Origin of the sequence: Allobosea spartocytisi, assembly GCF_014764685.1 — a bacterium.
GTDB classification, from domain to species: Bacteria; Pseudomonadota; Alphaproteobacteria; order Rhizobiales; family Beijerinckiaceae; genus Allobosea; species Allobosea spartocytisi.
The window spans coordinates 1-16406 of record NZ_JACXWY010000008.1 but is presented as its reverse complement, the minus strand read 5'-3'; the positions used below and the strand labels follow the sequence as shown (position 1 = coordinate 16406).

General features: G+C 64.0%; 16 protein-coding genes and 2 pseudogenes. 16 read left to right on the top strand and 2 right to left on the bottom strand.

The window, feature by feature from the left end:
* Positions 1-79: 79 nt before the first annotated feature.
* From IED13_RS14410 to IED13_RS14340, 16 genes and pseudogenes are all read left to right on the top strand, one after another.
* Positions 80-1096 (top strand): TRAP transporter substrate-binding protein, encoded by a 1017-nt coding sequence (locus IED13_RS14410; protein WP_112763743.1) that lies wholly within the window; start codon positions 80-82, stop codon positions 1094-1096.
* A gap of 29 nt (positions 1097-1125) precedes the next feature.
* On the top strand, positions 1126-3012 hold the full coding sequence (locus IED13_RS14405; RefSeq protein ID WP_191124575.1) for a TRAP transporter large permease: 1887 nt from the start codon (positions 1126-1128) through the stop codon (positions 3010-3012).
* 24 nt (positions 3013-3036) lie between these two features.
* Positions 3037-3591 carry a VOC family protein gene (locus IED13_RS14400; protein ID WP_112764287.1) on the top strand — a complete coding sequence of 185 codons (555 nt, stop codon included), beginning with the start codon at positions 3037-3039 and terminating at the stop codon, positions 3589-3591.
* Between the two features lie 7 nt (positions 3592-3598).
* Positions 3599-4876, top strand: a complete 1278-nt coding sequence (locus tag IED13_RS14395; protein ID WP_210323619.1) for a ribulose-bisphosphate carboxylase large subunit family protein — start codon at positions 3599-3601, stop codon at positions 4874-4876.
* A gap of 7 nt (positions 4877-4883) precedes the next feature.
* Positions 4884-6140 (top strand): four-carbon acid sugar kinase family protein, encoded by a 1257-nt coding sequence (locus tag IED13_RS14390; protein ID WP_191124574.1) that lies wholly within the window; start codon positions 4884-4886, stop codon positions 6138-6140.
* Positions 6141-6546: 406 nt separating this feature from the next.
* Positions 6547-6753 carry a putative quinol monooxygenase gene (locus tag IED13_RS29340; protein WP_404801890.1) on the top strand — a complete coding sequence of 69 codons (207 nt, stop codon included), beginning with the start codon at positions 6547-6549 and terminating at the stop codon, positions 6751-6753.
* Between the two features lie 387 nt (positions 6754-7140).
* A complete protein-coding gene (locus IED13_RS14385; protein ID WP_191124573.1) occupies positions 7141-8166 on the top strand; it encodes a Zn-dependent oxidoreductase in 1026 nt (341 codons plus the stop codon).
* Between the two features lie 44 nt (positions 8167-8210).
* The gene (locus tag IED13_RS14380; RefSeq protein ID WP_038363331.1) at positions 8211-9035 is read left to right on the top strand and encodes a transporter substrate-binding domain-containing protein; all 825 of its coding nucleotides are present in this window, start codon (positions 8211-8213) and stop codon (positions 9033-9035) included.
* Positions 9036-9131: 96 nt separating this feature from the next.
* Complete coding sequence (locus IED13_RS14375; RefSeq protein WP_038363328.1) at positions 9132-9806, top strand: amino acid ABC transporter permease; 675 nt, start codon at positions 9132-9134, stop codon at positions 9804-9806.
* Complete coding sequence (locus IED13_RS14370) at positions 9803-10480, top strand: amino acid ABC transporter permease (RefSeq protein ID WP_191124572.1); 678 nt, start codon at positions 9803-9805, stop codon at positions 10478-10480. Before IED13_RS14375 ends, IED13_RS14370 begins: the two co-directional genes overlap by 4 nt.
* Complete coding sequence (locus IED13_RS14365) at positions 10477-11223, top strand: amino acid ABC transporter ATP-binding protein (protein WP_038363322.1); 747 nt, start codon at positions 10477-10479, stop codon at positions 11221-11223. Before IED13_RS14370 ends, IED13_RS14365 begins: the two co-directional genes overlap by 4 nt.
* 6 nt (positions 11224-11229) lie before the next feature.
* Positions 11230-11949: a GntR family transcriptional regulator gene (locus IED13_RS14360; protein ID WP_191124571.1), complete on the top strand. Its 720-nt coding sequence runs from the start codon at positions 11230-11232 to the stop codon at positions 11947-11949.
* A 28-nt stretch (positions 11950-11977) separates the two neighbouring features.
* Positions 11978-13174 carry a mannonate dehydratase gene (gene uxuA / locus IED13_RS14355; RefSeq protein WP_191124570.1) on the top strand — a complete coding sequence of 399 codons (1197 nt, stop codon included), beginning with the start codon at positions 11978-11980 and terminating at the stop codon, positions 13172-13174.
* Positions 13171-13908, top strand: a complete 738-nt coding sequence (locus tag IED13_RS14350; RefSeq protein WP_191124569.1) for an SDR family oxidoreductase — start codon at positions 13171-13173, stop codon at positions 13906-13908. Before uxuA ends, IED13_RS14350 begins: the two co-directional genes overlap by 4 nt.
* Positions 13909-14307: 399 nt before the next feature.
* Positions 14308-14519, top strand: a pseudogene (locus IED13_RS14345) (AraC family transcriptional regulator); the annotation flags it as partial.
* Between the two features lie 22 nt (positions 14520-14541).
* A complete protein-coding gene (locus IED13_RS14340) occupies positions 14542-14853 on the top strand; it encodes a hypothetical protein (protein WP_191124568.1) in 312 nt (103 codons plus the stop codon).
* Between the two features lie 187 nt (positions 14854-15040).
* Here IED13_RS14340 and IED13_RS14335 read toward each other — a convergent pair whose 3' ends face one another.
* On the bottom strand, positions 15041-15355 hold the full coding sequence (locus IED13_RS14335) for a hypothetical protein (protein ID WP_191124567.1): 315 nt from the start codon (positions 15353-15355) through the stop codon (positions 15041-15043).
* Between the two features lie 924 nt (positions 15356-16279).
* Positions 16280-16406, bottom strand: a pseudogene (locus IED13_RS14330) (IS5 family transposase); the annotation flags it as partial.

The window sequence follows — 16406 nt, the reverse complement described above, 5'->3', positions numbered from 1 at the left end:
TGACGACGATCATTCTGCCTTTCTATCGTTCCCCCCAAGATCAAGACAAGGCTCATCGAGGGCCATTCGGGAGGATGACATGACCAAAGTGACTCGTCGGACGATTCTGCGCGGCGCCACCATCGGCGCGGCTTTGCCGCTGATTGGAGCGCCCCTCGTCGCCCGGGCCGCCGAGATCGAGCTGAAGTATGGCAACAACCTGCCCCTGAGCCACCCGCTCAACATCCGCTCGCAGGAAGCCGCTGACCGCATCGCCAAGGAGACGAACGGGCGCGTCGAGATCAAGATCTTCCCGAACAATCAGCTGGGTGGCGACACCGACATGCTGAGCCAGGTCCGCAGTGGCGGCATCACCTTCTTCACCCCCTCGGCGCTTGTCATCGCGACGCTGGTGCCGGTCGCGGCGATCAATGCCGTGGGCTTCGCTTTCTCCGACTATGATCAGGTCTGGAAGGCGATGGACGGCCCCGTCGGCGCTCATGTCCGGCAGGCGATCGAGAAGGTGAACCTCTACGCTTTCGAGAAGATGTGGGATAACGGCTTCCGCCAGATGACGACCTCGGGTCGGCCGATCGAGAGCGCCAAGGACATGGCCGGCCTCAAGATCCGCGTGCCTGTCAGCCCGCTGTCGATCGCGATGTTCAAGGCGCTCGATGCGTCGCCGGCGAGCCTCCAGTTTTCCGAGGTTTATTCCTCGCTTCAGACGAAGATCGTCGATGCGCAGGAAAACCCGCTGCCGATCATTCAGGTCGCCAAGCTCTACGAGGTGCAGAAGAGCTGCGCGGTCTCCAACCACATCTGGGACGGCTTCTGGTTCATCGCCAATGGCCGCGCCTGGCGCGGCCTGCCGCCGGACGTGCAGAAGATCGTGGCCGCCGCGATCAACGATGCCGGCGTGGCCCAACGCAACGACATCAAGAAGCTCAACGAGACCGTCCAGGCCGATCTGCAGTCGAAGGGTCTCACGTTCAACAAGACCGACCCAAACTCCTTCCGTGCCAAGCTGCGCGACTCTGGCTTCTACAAGGATTGGCAGGAGCGCTTCGGCAAGGAGGCCTGGGACCTGCTTGAAGGCTCCGTCGGCAAGCTCGCCTGAGCACCGCGACCCGATCGAGAGGCTGACGAATGGATGTGCACAGCGCAACGCTGCAGGAGCCTGCGCGCCTGCCCCTGACGGGACTGGCGCGAGCGGCCGACAGGTTCGAGCGCGGCCTCGGCGGACTGGTCGAGCTCGTCGCGGCGGTGATCGTGCTCGCCGAGATCGTCATTCTTGGTGCCGGCGTGACCGCCCGCTACGTCTTCCACGCGCCGCTGGTCTGGGCGGACGAGCTCGCCTCGATCCTGTTCCTGTGGCTGTCGATGCTCGGCGCGGTGATCGCATTGCGCCGTGGCGAGCATATGCGCATGACCGGCCTCGTCAGCCGCGTCTCGCCCGGCACCCGCGCGGTGCTCGAGGCGCTCGCCGTCACCGCCGCGATCGCTTTCCTGCTGATGATCCTGCCGCATGCGCTGGAATATGCCGAGGAAGAGCATTTCATTGTCACGCCGGCGCTTGAGGTGAGCAATGCCTGGCGCGCCGCCGCCTTGCCGCTCGGCACGAGTTTGATGCTGATCGTCGCCTGCCTGCGCCTGATGCGCCTAGGCGCGCTCAAGCCCATTCTTCTGGCCATTGCGGTCACGGCGGCGTTCGTCGCCCTGTTCTGGCTCGCCGGCCCAATGCTGAAGCCGCTCGGCAAGCTCAACCTGATCGTCTTCTTCGTCGGCGTCGTCGCCCTCAACGTCTTCTCCGGCGTGCCGATCGCCTTTTCCTTCGCCCTCGCCACCTTCGGCTATCTCGCCTGCACGACCTCGACACCGATGCTCGTCATGGTCGGACGGCTCGACGAGGGCATGAGCCATCTCATCCTGCTCGCCGTCCCGCTCTTCATCTTCCTCGGCGCCCTGATCGAGATGACCGGCATGGCGCGCGCCATGATCCAGTTCCTCGCCTCGCTGCTCGGCCATGTCCGCGGCGGGCTGTCCTATGTGCTGATCGGCGCGATGTATCTGGTCTCCGGCATCTCCGGCTCGAAGATCGCCGACATGGCCGCGATCGCCCCGGTGCTCTTCCCGGAAATGCAGAAGCGCGGCGCCAAGCCCGGCGACCTCGTCGCGCTGCTCTCCGCCACCGGCGCCCAGACCGAGACCATCCCACCCTCGATCGTGCTGATCACCATCGGCTCGGTCACCGGCGTCTCGATCGCCGCGCTGTTCACCGGCGGCATGCTGCCGGCGCTGATACTGGGCATCGCGCTCTGCTTCGTCGTCTGGTGGCGCTATCGTGGAGAAGATCTGAGCCATGTGGTCCGGCATTCGAGCCGCGAGATCGCCAAGCTCTGCCTCATCGCGCTCCCCGCGATTGCCTTGCCCTTCGTCATCCGCGCCGCGGTCGTCGAAGGCGTTGCCACCGCGACCGAGGTTTCGACCATCGGTATCGCTTATGCCGTGCTGGCGGGGCTCCTGATCTATCGGCAGTTCGATGTCCGCCGCCTCGGCAAGATGCTGGTCGACACGGCCTCGCTCACCGGCGCGATCATCTTCATCGTCGGCTGCGCCACCGCGATGGCCTGGGGGCTGACGCAATCGGGCTTCTCGCAGGATCTGGCCCGCGCCATGTCGTCGGTGCCCGGCGGAGGCTGGGGCTTCCTGGCGATCTCGATCCTGGCCTTCATCATTCTCGGGAGCGTGCTGGAAGGCATCCCGGCGATCGTGCTGTTCGGGCCTCTGCTCTTCCCTATCGCCAAGCAAGTTGGCGTGCACGAGGTCCATTATGCCATGGTCGTGGTCTTCGCGATGGGCATCGGCCTGTTCGCCCCGCCTTTCGGCGTCGGCTATTACGGCGCCTGCGCCATCTCCAAGGTCAATCCCGACGACGGCCTCAAATACATCTGGGGCTACATGCTGGCCTTGCTGATCGGCCTTGTCGTGGTCGCCGCCTTCCCTTGGCTCTCCACCGGCTTCCTGAAATTCTGAACTGCTTGCATCGAGGTCATCACCATGAGCCGCTTTTTCGGCCAGATCCGCCAGGCCGGCTATGTCGTGCCTGATATCGAGGCCGCGATGGATTACTGGAGCCGCGTACTCGGCGTCGGCCCCTTCTTCTACAATCCCAAGGTTCCGATCCGGAATTACCGCTACAAGGGCGAGACCCATGAGCCGCACAATTCCGTGGCACTCGCCAATTCAGGGCCGCTCCAAATCGAACTGATCCAGTGCCGCAACGACGTGCCGTCGATGTACAAGGACTTCACCGATGCCGGCCATAGCGGCCTGCAGCACGTCGCCTACTGGACGTCGGATTACGACGCGGATCTTGAGCGGCTGCTGGCGGAAGGCTTCAAGCCGGTGATGAGCGGCGAGGTCGGCGAGCGCGGCCGCTTCATCTATTTCGATACGCATTATCACCCGGGCACCGTGATCGAGCTGTCGGAAGTGGCGGGGCCCAAGGGCGAGATGTTCCGGTTGATCCGCGAGGCGTCTGAAGGCTGGGACGGCAAGGATCCGGTACGGCCCTTCCCCGATCTCACGAAGCTTGCCGCAGCAAACCGGTGACGCGGGCATGATGAACCATGACCGTTTCGAAGCCAGCTACCTGATCGAGACGCCGCTCGATCCCGCGCGCGTCGCCGAGATTATGGCCGGCGAGCAGTCAAGCGGTACCTTCACCCGTGTCGCTGGCGAAACCGACGAATTGCGCAATCGTACGCGGGCCGTTGTCACACAGGTGGAGGAGTTCGCGCCCGCCGCGACGCCGAGCCTTCCCAATGCCTGGCTCGCCCGCAAAGGCGTCTCTGGCCCTTATCGGCGGGCTCAGGTCTCCATTTCGTTCCCGGTCTCGAATGTCGGCGCCAATCTGGCCACGCTCGCCTCGATCGTCGCCGGCAATCTCTTCGACCTCGGCGAGACCACCGGGCTGCGTTTGGACAGCATCCGTCTTCCTGAGAGCTATCGCCGGCGCTTCGCGCTGCCTGCGCAGGGCATCGCCGGCACCCGCAGGCTCACCGGCGTGGACGCGGGCCCGCTGGTCGGCTCGATCATCAAGCCCAATGTCGGATTGAGCCCGGATGAGACCGCCGAGCTCGTGTCGAAGCTCTGCGCCGCCGGCCTCGACTTCATCAAGGATGACGAGATTTCAGCCAACCCGGACCATGCGCCACTCGCCGAACGCATCCCGGCGGTGATGGCGGCGGTCCGCCGCCATGCTGACCGAACCGGCAAGCAGGTCATGATCGCGTTCAACATCACGGACGAGACCGACGCGATGAGGCGCCATGCCGATCTCGTGGCGCGCGAAGGTGGCACCTGCGTGATGGCGAGCCTGAACTGGTGCGGCTTCTCCGGCATAGAGACCTTGCGCCGCTCGACCGATCTTGTCTTGCACGGCCATCGCAATGGCTATGGCGCGGTCTCACGCCATCCCTGGCTCGGCATCTCCTTTCAGGCTTATCAGACGCTCTGGCGACTGGCTGGCGTCGACCACATGCATGTCCATGGCGTGCAGGGTAAATTTGCGCAGGAGGACGAAGAAGTCGTCTCCTCAGCACGCGACTGCGTGACGCCGCTGACCGAAGACCTAGATGACCGGGTCCTGCCCGCCTTCTCCTCCGGCCAATGGGCCGGAACGGCGCAGCCGACCTGGGATGCGATCGGCCATGCCGATCTCCTGTTCATGGCAGGCGGCGGCATCCTGGCGCATCCGGGCGGGCCGGCCGCCGGCGTCGCCAGCATCCGCCAGGCCTGGGCGGCGGTGGCCGCGGGCGTGTCATTATCCGAGGCAGCGCAAAGGCAGCCGGAACTGAAGCAGGCACTCGATACTTTCGGCGCCAAACTGTGCTGACCCCGAGATGACAATCCCGCCCTTCTACGGTTGGTTCGGTGACGACTTCACCGGCGCAACGGACACCCTCGCCATGCTCGCCGAGCGCGGCTTTCGGGCGCTACTCTTTCTCGGCATTCCCACCCCGGAGCAACTGGCCTCTGCCGGACCTCTCGACGCGGTTGGAATCGCGGGTGCCACCCGCTCGATGCCTCCAACCGAGATGGGGCCCGTGCTCGACACCGCCGGCCGCTTCTTCGCGCAGCTCGGCGTGCGGATCATGCACTACAAGTGCTGCTCCACCTTCGATAGCGCCCCTCACGTCGGCAACATCGGTGCCGCCGTCGCGGCGTTGAGGCCGCATTTTCCGGAAGGGCCTATCTCGATCATCGGCGGGCAACCCAATCTCGGCCGCTACTGCCTTTTCGGTCATCTCTTTGCTGCGGCCGGCGATGGTGAAGTCTACCGGATCGACCGGCACCCGACGATGAGCCGTCACCCCGTCACGCCGATGGTTGAGTCCGATCTGAGGCGGCATCTCGGGCTTCAAGGCTTCGGATCGATCAGCCTCGTGGACTACAGGGCCCTGGAAGGCGCAGGACCAGCGAATATTCTGGATCGGGACATCATCCTCTTCGATGTGTCACGCGAGAGCGACCTCACAGTGATCGCCCATCGGCATCGGAAGTCTCTCGATGCCGCGCCTGGACTGTTCGTAGGTGCGAGTTCGGTTGCGCGGATGGCGGCGCAACTCTTGGGGGGGGCGGGGGAGCCGGCTGCGTCGCAGCCTGTTGCGCGATCGTACGGCCCTGTGCTTGCGCTGGTCGGTTCCCTCTCGCCCGTCACGCGAGCCCAGGTCGAAACCGCGAGCGGCTTCGCGCATCTGCCTGTCGATGCCGACCGGCTGCGCGACGAGCCATCCTATGGGCAGACGCTCTCTGAGCAAGCCCTGGAACTCCTCGCCGTCGGCGACACCATGCTCGTCACGGGGCCACCTGACGGCGCTCCGGGCGATCCGCGCTCCGTCGCACGGGAGACCGGCCGTCTGATGCGCAGAATCATGGACCGTGCCCGAATCTCACGCCTCGTCGTCGCCGGCGGAGACACCTCCACTCTCGCAATCAAAGCGCTCGACATCTGGGGCCTATCTTACCGGGCCCCGCTGGTTGATGGAGCACCGCTTTGCCGCGCCCATAGCGCAGTTCAACAGTTGGATGGTTTGGAAGTTGTCTTGAAGGGTGGTCAGATGGGTCCAGTCGATTTCTTCCAGTTGGCTTCAAATTGAACGCCCATCTGCATCAGTCGCCTTCACACGGCGCTTCACGAGCAACTCCAGGACTGTTTTTGGTTTGATTTGGCTGGCGAAGTCACAGTGCCACAAGCTGACGTTGAAGGACCGCCCGGCAGCAGACGGTCTCAGCTTCAAGTCACCGGCGATGTTTTCCGAACGTGATCGATGAAGCGTGTAGCGGGCTCGGCACCAGCCGGCGGCCTGGACAATAGAGAAACGAGCGCTCTCCGATCGACCGCAATTCAGGCGGGGATCGGCGGCGGTTAAGTAGTGAAAGTGGAGTTTGGCATGCCGTCTCGGGCGATGATGAGAACTATGTCTGCTCCATAGTCCTCTACATTGAGAGCGGGGACATCGGCACCGCAGGAACGAGATCACTTCCGTCTGTCCAGACTATTGGATGCGAGGCCGAGGTTCGCGCAAAGCCCGGCATGGAAGACGAGCTGCGCAAGGCTACGCTCCCGCTCGTGGCGCAGGTTCGCAACGAGCCCCACAACCTGATCTACACGAGGATCGTACCGCGCCCGGCCATTTCATCTTCTACGAGATCTTCGCCACCGAGGCGGATTTCCAGGCGCGCAACGCGACGCCGCACGTGCAAGCCTGAGTTCGCGCGCCTGCCCGAACTCGCAGAAGGCGGTGTCGCGGTCACGCATATGCAGATGCTCTCCGAAGCAAAGCGAGACCAGAACGACAAAGCATCGATTGGCAGGAGAACGGGGCCCGCTCTCCTGCCCACAGAGCAGATTTGGCGCAGACTCACTGTCTGTTTCCCATTCGGCGCGGTCATTCGAAAAGGTGGAATCCTCAGGGCCGCCTCGCGCCACAACGCGGCCTGCGTCCTCTCAGCAGGCGCGCGCTGAGGGACTTTGGCGCATTGAGCTCAACTGGCGTGGGGCGACCGTTCCATCGATCGCCAAGCTTGCAGCCGGTCGCCTGGAATGCTAGTGCACTTGTATACAAGAAGACGTTATCAAAATGATCTAGGGTGGAAATGGAGCCTATTGCCGTCAGCGTCGCGCGGCCGCACGCGCTCAGCCTGATTTCAGGCTCGCGGCCGGATCCCGGACCGGGTGAAGTGAAGCTGCGTGTCCGTCGCGCCGGAATCTGCGGCTCCGACATGCATATTCTCCACGGCTCCAATCCCTTTGCCCGCTATCCCCGCATCATCGGCCATGAATTCGCCGGCGAGATCACCGCGATCGGCGAAGGCGTCTCGGCGCTCGCGATCGGCGATCATGTCGTTGCCGATCCGGTCGTCTCCTGCGGCCATTGCTATCCCTGCCGCCGCGGCCGGCCCAATGTTTGCGCCACACTCGAGGTCATCGGCGTCCATCGCGACGGCGGCTTCAGCAGCGAGGCGATCCTGCCGGCGAAGAACGCAGTGAAGGTTTCGCGCGACCTGTCATTTGCCGTGGCAGCCCTGGCCGAGCCGCTTTCGGTCGCCGCCAACGTGCTGACCGCGACGGGCTGCGATGCCGAGGATACCGTGCTGGTCTATGGTGCCGGAACCGTCGGCGTCACGGTGCTGCAGGTCGCCAGGCTGAAAGGCGCCCGCTGTATCGTCGTCGATATCGACGAAGCGCGGCTGGAGCGTGCCAAGGAATTCGGCGCCGATCACACCATCCACTCCCCTTCCCGCTCCGTTCCCGAAGCCGTGAAAGCGGAAATGGACGGCCTCGGCCCTTCGGTGGTGATCGATGGCGCCGGCATCCCGGCCTTGCTGGAGGAAGCCTGCAGGGTCGCCAGCCCCGCCGGCCGCATCGGACTGCTCGGCTTCTCGCCGGCACCCTGCAATGTCAGCCAGCAGGACATCGTTCGGAAGGAGCTGTCGCTCTTCGGCTCGCGCCTGAACCGGCGGCTCATTCCCGAGGTCGTGAGCTGGCTTGAAAGCGGCCGCCTCGATCCGGCAGCCATGATCACGCAGACCTTCGCCGCACGCGATGCGCGCGCGGCCTTCGATTTCGTCGAGACGCATCCCGATCGCCTGCTCAAGGTCCAGCTCGCCTTCGACGAATAAACCCGGCCTGACCGGGCCCCGCTTACAGGAAAGGGAGAGAAACAATGTTGTCCAAGCGCGGAATCATGAAATCGCTTTGCGGTATCGCGGCGGTGGGGCTGTTCGGCATGGCCACGCTCGCCTCCGCACAGGCGCAGAACGCCCCCGGCATTCTCCAGAGCATCCTCCAGCGCGGCACGATCCGCATCGCCGTTCTCGGCAGCCTGCCGCCCTATAGCCGCGTGATGCCCAATGGCGAGCCCGAAGGCTACGATATCGACATCGCCAAGCGGCTCGCCGAGGCGCTGAAGGTCAAGCCGGAATTCATCATCTCGGACATCCCGGCGCGCGTCACCGCCCTGCAGACCCGCAAGGCGGACGTCACGATCGCGGACTTCACCCGCAACGTCGAGCGCTCGACCTCGATCGCCTTCACCAACCCCTATCTCGTCACCACGATGCGCCTGCTCTTGCCGGCGAACAGCCCGTACAAGACCATCGCCGAGGCCAACGAGGCCGGCATCCGCGTCGCGATCTCGCGCGGCGGCACCGCCGAGCGCGCCGTCCCGGCCAATATGCCCAAGGCCCAGATCATCCGCTTCAACACCCAGGCGGACGAGCTCAACGCCGTGTTGACCGGCCAGGCCGACGCGATGGCCGAGGACAATTTCTACAACGGCAACGCGATCAAGGAGAATCCGGGCAAGCTGCGCGAGGCCGAGGGCGACCTGGCCCGCGCCGAAATCGCCATCGGCCTGCCGGCCGGCGACGCGGACTGGCTGCGCGTGCTCAACCTCTTCGTCGATCAGTTCAATGCGTCGGGCGACAACAAGAAGCTGTTCCAGAAGTGGTTCGGCTTCGAGCAGCCGCCGATCCAGGCGAAGTACTGAGTTCGCACATGCGGCGACGCCCTCGCGGGCGTCGCTCTTCCGCCGCGGAGTGCATCGGCGCCAGTTGAGCCGATGCCGGACAGGAAGGCCTGATCGGTGCCCTATTATTTCTCGTTTCGCAGCATCTATCCGTATCTCGGCGATCTCGCTGCCGCAGCTCAGGCGACGCTGCTGCTGTCCGTGCTCGCGATCGTGCTGAGCGTCGCCATCGGCTCCGGCGTCGCGCTGATGCGCCGCTCGGATTCGCGGCTCCTGCGCTTTACAGGCGGGCTCTATGTCGAGGTGATGCGCAACACGCCGCTGCTGGTCATCCTTTACATCGTCTATTTCGCGCTGCCGCAGCTCGGCCTGCGCATGTCGCCCTTCAATTCCGCGCTGATCGGGCTGACGCTGAACAGCGCCGGCTATATGGCCGAGATCATTCGCGCCGGCCTCGTCGCCGTGCCGCCCGGCCAGTTCGAGGCCGCAGCCTCGCAAGGCTTCACGCGCGTTCAGCTCTACCGCCACATCGTGCTGCCGCAGGTCTTCCGCACCATCTACGCCCCGCTCGGAAACCAGTTCATCGCCGTCATCCTCGCGTCGTCGCTGGCCTCGGCCGTCGCGGTCGAAGAGGTCGCGTCCTGGATGCAGACGGTCGGCTCCTCCTCCTTCCGCTTCTTCGAGACCTTCGTCATCGCGGCAGTGGTCTATCTCGTGCTCTGCCAGATCGTGAACCTCGGACGCATCGCCATCGGGCGCTGGCTGTTCCGCCAGCCGGAGGCCTATCGATGAGCGCGCAACTGCTCACCTACATGCCGCTGCTGCTGAAGGCGGCGCTCGTCACCATCTGGCTGTCCTGGCTCGCCCTGCTGATCGGCGCGGTCGGCGGCACGTTGATCGCGCTTGCCAGGATGTCCACGCTTCTGCCGCTGCGGCTGCTGGCTCTGCTGTTCACGGAGTTCTTCCGCTCGATCCCGATCCTGATCGTGCTGTTCTTCGTGTTCTTCGGCATGCCGCTGGTCTTCGGGATCGATCTGTCTCCGTTCACCGCAACGACGGTCGCGCTAGCGCTCCATGCCAGCTCGACCATGTCCGAGGTCATCCGGGCCGGTCTCGAAAGCGTCGGCAAAGGCCAGTGGGAAGCGGCCCGCGCGGCCGGCATGACCTATTGGCAGATGATGCGCCACGTCATCGTGCCTCAGGCGCTGCGTGTCATCCTGCCGCCCTCGGTCGGCGTCTATATCGCGACGCTGAAGGAATCCTCGCTCGCCTCGATCATCGGCTATGTCGAGCTGACCAAGACCGGCCTCCTGATCCGCGAGACCATGGGCTCGAGCTTCGTGCCGCTGCTCCTGCTGGCGCTGATCTACTTCCTCATCAATTACGGCATCTCGCTCGGCGGGGCTGCGCTCGAACGGCGCTTCCACGTCAACACCCGCCTCATGACGGCCGGAGCAGGAAAATGACCGACACCGTTCTCAAGTTCGACCATGTCGTGAAGCGCTTCGGGGACAGGACGATCCTCGACGGCGTCTCGACCACCGTGCAGGCCGGCGAGATCGTCTGCTTCATCGGCCCCTCCGGCACCGGCAAGTCGACGCTCCTGCGCTGCGTCAACGGGCTCGAGACCATCGAGGGCGGCAACATCCTCTTCGAGGGCAAGGCCGTGCAAGCCAAGCAGCGCAGCATCATCGACGTGCGCCGCCGCATCGGCATGATCTTCCAGCACTTCAATCTCTACCCGCATCTGACGGCGCTGGAGAACGTCATGCTGGCTCCGGTCGTCGTCCATGGCGAGGACCGCAAGACCGTCGAGGAACGGGCGCGAGGCCTGTTCGAGAAGGTCCGGCTGTCGCACCGCATCAACGCCTATCCGGCGCAGATGTCCGGCGGCGAGCAGCAGCGCGTCGCCATCGCCCGCGCGCTCGCGACCAATCCGCATATCCTGCTGTTCGACGAGCCGACCTCGGCGCTGGACCCGGAGACCGTCGGCGAAGTGCTGGCCGTGATGCGCGACCTTGCCGTGGAAGGCCGGACCATGCTGGTCGTGACGCACGAGATCCGCTTTGCGGCCGATGTCGGCACGCGCATGGTCTTCCTGGACGGCGGCAAGATCGTCGAGGAGGGCAACCCGCGCGAGATGCTGGCGGCCCCAAAGAGCGAGCGCGCCAAGCGCTTCCTCAGCACCATCAGCAACGCCGCGCATTGACGCCCAATGGTCGTGGTCCCGAAAGCCGAGAGCCGCTGGACCGTCACCCAGGTCTATGACGACCTGAGCGGGCGCATTCTCACGGGCCAGTTGCGGCCGGGAGAGGCGCTGTCCGAGATCAAGATGGCGGCGCATTACGGCCTGAGCCGGACACCGGTCCGCCAGGCCTTTCACCGCCTTTCCGTCGAGGGCTTGCTCTCCATCGTCCCTCAGGTCGGCAGCTTCGTCGCGCCGATTCAGCTATCGGCCGTTCGCGATGCGCAATTCGTGCGGCAAACCGTGGAATGCCGCGCCGTGCGCAGCGCCGCCCTCGCCACGGGCCACGAGAAGGAGCGTGTGCTGAATGGCCTGCTGAAGGAGCAGGCCAGGATCATCACCCGCCGCGACCATTACGGCTTCTTCAGCTCCGATGAGGATCTGCATCGAGCGCTCATGCTGATCGCCGGGCATCCGCATGTCTGGGATTTCATTCTCTCGATGAAAACCCAGCTCGACCGCCTGCGCTATCTCTCGCTGGAGAGCCAGGAATGGCTCGAAATGATCTTCCACCAGCATGAGCAGCTGGTGAAATGCGTGCTCGCGCATGATGCCGATGGTGCCGTGGCGCTGATGGAGACCCATCTGCACAGCGCCTCGCTGGCGCTCGAGAAGATCGCCGTCGATCACGCCGAATTCTTCGAGGATTCGCCTCCCCAGCCCGGCGGCACGCCGCCGAAATCCCCTTGAACATGCCTATCTGAGAAAGCGCGAGACCATGGAACAGACCTGGCGGTGGTGGGGCCCCAACGACATCATCCCCCTCGATCACATCCGGCAGACGGGCGCGACCGGGCTGGTGACGGCACTGCATGAGGTGCCGGCGGGCGAAGTCTGGACACGCGAGCAGATCCGCGATCGGTTCGATGCCATTGCCGCCAGGCCCGAGCTTGGCCTGCGCTGGAGCGTCGTCGAGAGCCTCTGGATCCATGAGAAGATCAAGCTGGCGGCTGATGATGTCGAGCCGCTCTACGAGCGCTTCCGCCAGTCGATGGTGAACCTCGCCGAGGCCGGCGTGCACATCATCTGCTATAATTTCATGCCGGTGCTCGACTGGGCCCGGACCGTGCTGCGGCACAAGCTGCCGAGCGGCGCCATGGCCCTGCGCTTCAACGCGCATGAATTCGCGGCCTTCGATTGCTTCATGCTCCGGCGCGAGGGTGCGGAGGCCGACGTCTCGCCCGAAGTGATGGCCCGCGCCAAGGAATGGTACGACGCCTCGACGCAAGCCGACCGCGACCGCCTTCTCGCCACGATCATGGCCGGCTTGCCGGGCGCCTATGACCGCTACGACATCGAGGGTCTGCGCGTCATGTTGAAACGCTATCACGGCGTCGGCCGCGAGCAGCTCCGCGACAACCTGATCCGCTTCCTCAAGGCGATCATCCCGACCGCCGAAAAGGTCGGCATCCGCATGGCGATCCACCCGGACGATCCGCCTCGTTCTCTGCTGGGCCTGCCCCGCATCGCCGGCTCGATGGAGGATTTCGAGGCGATCCTCAGTGCGGTCGACAGCCCCTCCAACGGCCTGACCTTCTGCACCGGTTCGCTCGGGGCCAATCCGAAGAACGATCCCGTCGCGATCGCCGAGCGCTTCGCCGATCGGATCCATTTCGCCCATCTGCGCAACGTCGCCAACGATCCCGACGGCTCCTTCATGGAAGCCGACCATCTCGGCGGCGATACCAACATGGTCGCGGTCATCCGCGTCCTGCTGCGCGAGCAGGCCAGGCGCAAGGCCGCCGGACAGGCCGACTGGCGCATCCCCTTCCGCTCCGACCACGGCCATGAATTGCTCGACGATATTGGCAAGCCGACCTTCCCGGGCTACCCGGCGATCGGCCGCATGCGCGGCCTCGCCGAATTGCGCGGCGTGATGACGGCGCTGGCCGACGAGCACGGGTGGCCGCTATGAGCGCGACCGGGAAGATCCTTGCCGGCAAGACCGCCTGGGTGACGGGGGCCGCCAGCGGCATCGGGGAGGCCACGGCGCTCGCCTTGAGCCGAGCCGGCGCGACCGTCGCGCTGACCGGCCGGCGTCTGGAGCCGCTAGAGCAGCTTGCCGCGCGCATCGCGAGCGAAGGCGGCGAAGCGATCGTCGCCCCCGCCGACGTAGCCGATGTCGCGGCTATCGAGCGCGCGCTCGCGCTCCTCGTCGGCCGCTCGCTGGACATCGTCGTCAGCAATGCCGGCACGAACATTCCCGACCGCTCCTGGTCCAAGCTGACGCCGGATTCGGTCGACCTGCTGCTCGATGCCAATCTGCGCGGCGCGCTCCAGCTCTCGCGGGCGGTGCTGCCGGTGATGCAGGCGCAGGGCGGCGGCGTCCTCATCCATATCGGCTCGCTGGCGGCGCATGTCCTCAGCGCCGGCCCCGGTCCGGTCTATACGGCCGCCAAGAGCGGTGTCGTCGCCATGAGCCATGCGATCAATATCGAGCACGGGGTGCACGGCATCCGCTCCTGCGTACTCTCGCCGGGCGATACGCTGACGCCGTTGATGGACAAGCGGCCAGTCAAGATGAGCGACGAGGTGCGGGCCCGGATGCTTCGCCCCGAGGATATCGCCGGCCTCGTGCTGCACGTCGCGACACTGCCGCCGCATGTCTGCGTCAACGAGATCATCGTGACGCCGACATCGCTCGTCTGACATCCGCCGAGCGCGGAGGGGCCGATATGGCCCGCTACAAAGCAGGTAGCTTGCGCCACTTCTGGACATTGGCTTCCTGTCCGAAACCGGACGTTCACAAGCCCTGCGTTCTGCCGAGAGGGGCCATGCCGGCTGGATGTCCGACGCGGAACGAGACGATCAGCTATTCCGGCCGCCCGGACTTCGCCAACGCCGCCAACTGCACCTAGGTGATGCCAGTGCGGGGTTAGCCTGCACGGACCTGTAGGCGGCGTTGCAGGCTTCGTCATGGCGACCGCGCGCAGCAGATGGCTCATGGCCTGGTGCTCAAGGGTCTCTTCGGGCCTCGATATCGCAAGATCGGTCGAGCATGGGCTGACTCGATTTGATGAGATGGTGTCGCCACGGAGCGAGGGAGCGATGACGGCGGCGCTTCAAAGCTACCATGCCCGGATGCGAAGGGTACTGGATCATATCGACCAGCACGTCGACGGCGATCTGGACTTGGACGCGCTCAACTCCGTCGCAGCCTTCTCCAAACTCCACTTCCACCGGCAGTTCACGACAACCTTCGGGCTGTCCCTGCATCGCTATTCCAGCTCGTCCGCATGAAGCGCGCTTCCTTTCGGCTCACCGACGGAGTTCGCCGGGCTGATGACGACCTATGAGGAACGGGCGTTCAAGGCGTTGTTGACGCGGGAAGAATGGAGCCGCGAAGCATTGCGGGCAGTCATCTATCAGGAGCCGAACGAACGCGACCTTCCCAAAATCAGCATGGTCGACGTCCTCATTTGCAAGATGCGGCGGAAGCTCAAGCCCCTTGGCATCGAGATTGGGACGCTAGTGGGCAAAGGCTTCTTCATCGGGGCAGCAGGTCGGCGGCGAACGAACGAAATCATCGCCGCCGAGCGCAATCGAGAAATCGCCAAGGCCAATGAGGTTCTCCGCGGCCAAACCGCGGCCTAACGTTCAGGCGGCGCCCTCACGTCGCTGTGCGGCTTCGTACGCCTCGATATCCCGCAGAGCGTAGACGACCCGCCCGCCGAACTTCGTCCATGCCGGCCCGGTCTTACGCGACCGCCACTGTGCGAGAGCCGCCGGCGTTACGCGCCAGCGGCGGCTTACCTCGGCGGCTGTGAGGTAAATGTTTGGCTCAGCTTCGGCCATGGCGAACCGTATCCCACACACCATCGCAGAATGTGGTCAGCCATTGCGAAACGGCCTCATGAGAAAAGCCCTGCGTCGCCTGATAGCAAAGTTCTGCGATTGACGCCTGGAAACCCTCAGCCGTCGTCGGCACCGTTCTCGTGACCGCCTCCAAATCGCTTTCAAATCGGTCGTGCCACACCTTATCTGCGTCGTCGGACGGTCCGTCTCGGCGAAGATATTGTTCAAATGCATCGCGCGTTTCGTGGAGCCTCGCGAGAGCAATCAGCGCTGGATCGGCGCGCTCAATGATATGCTGCATTTCTGAGCCTCGTATTTTAAGAACGAAACCAGTCTTGATCGGAAAATAAATTCTGTCAAATCAATGTGTTATCTTTGCTATATGCAAATTATTGTTTGCATTAACCGTCGCTCGGATCAATGACTTAGATTTCGGCGGATTGAATTTACGAAATGCTTTGGTGTAAGGGACGCGCCAGCCCACCAAGGTCCTCAAATGTCCGCGACGTCGTGCATCGTTAAAATCGACGGCCAGGATAGCACTGATCGTAGCAGCGGCGGCGGCTCAGCGGTCGCGTGAAACGCTAAGCGCTCATCTTCTCATACTCGGATATATCCACGTCAAAGGGCTCCCCACGATGGACGCCACCGAGGCTATCTTCAGCCACCGGAGTGATCTTCACATTGTTGCCACTTCCAATGCCGCGCAACGCTGCGGCGATGTCACCGTAAGACATCACAGTGATTGCCGTTGCACCGTCTGAAAGAACGGCGGGCAAGGAAGTGGATTTGTAGCCGGGGAATCCCCCCCTCATGCATAGGGAACATCCGGCGACCATCCGATAGCATGAACGTTAGGACATTCACGGTAACCGGCCGGGCTCCGCTATTGGTCGCCTCGATGCATGCAGACGGCGGGCCGAGACGAGATCCGTAGGTCGGCATCACAGTTTTCACCCGGATATTCAGTGATCGCCTGTCCCGCTTCACCGCCTGCCGCCAATTGAACGTTGATAGGGCCGCGCCGTACACAGCTATCGCGAAAAGCCCAACGTCTTTTGCGATGCCCCAATCCCAAAGCTGCGGCACAATCAGTATCCTCCGAACGACGAAAGTGCGCGAGGATCATAGCTGACGCTGCAATTTGATGGCAGCAGCCTTCATCCACTCGGGAATAGATTTAACGACCTGCGCACCGTAGCGACAAGGTTTGCCCCAAAGCCTTCTAGGCTTCGTGGACAAAGGGTAGCCAGAGTTTGACTGCGGCAATGGCGACGAATCCGAGGTAAGATTCCTTGCTCTTGTCGTAGCGTGTGGCGACGCGCCGCCAGTTCTTGAGCTTGCTGAACAGA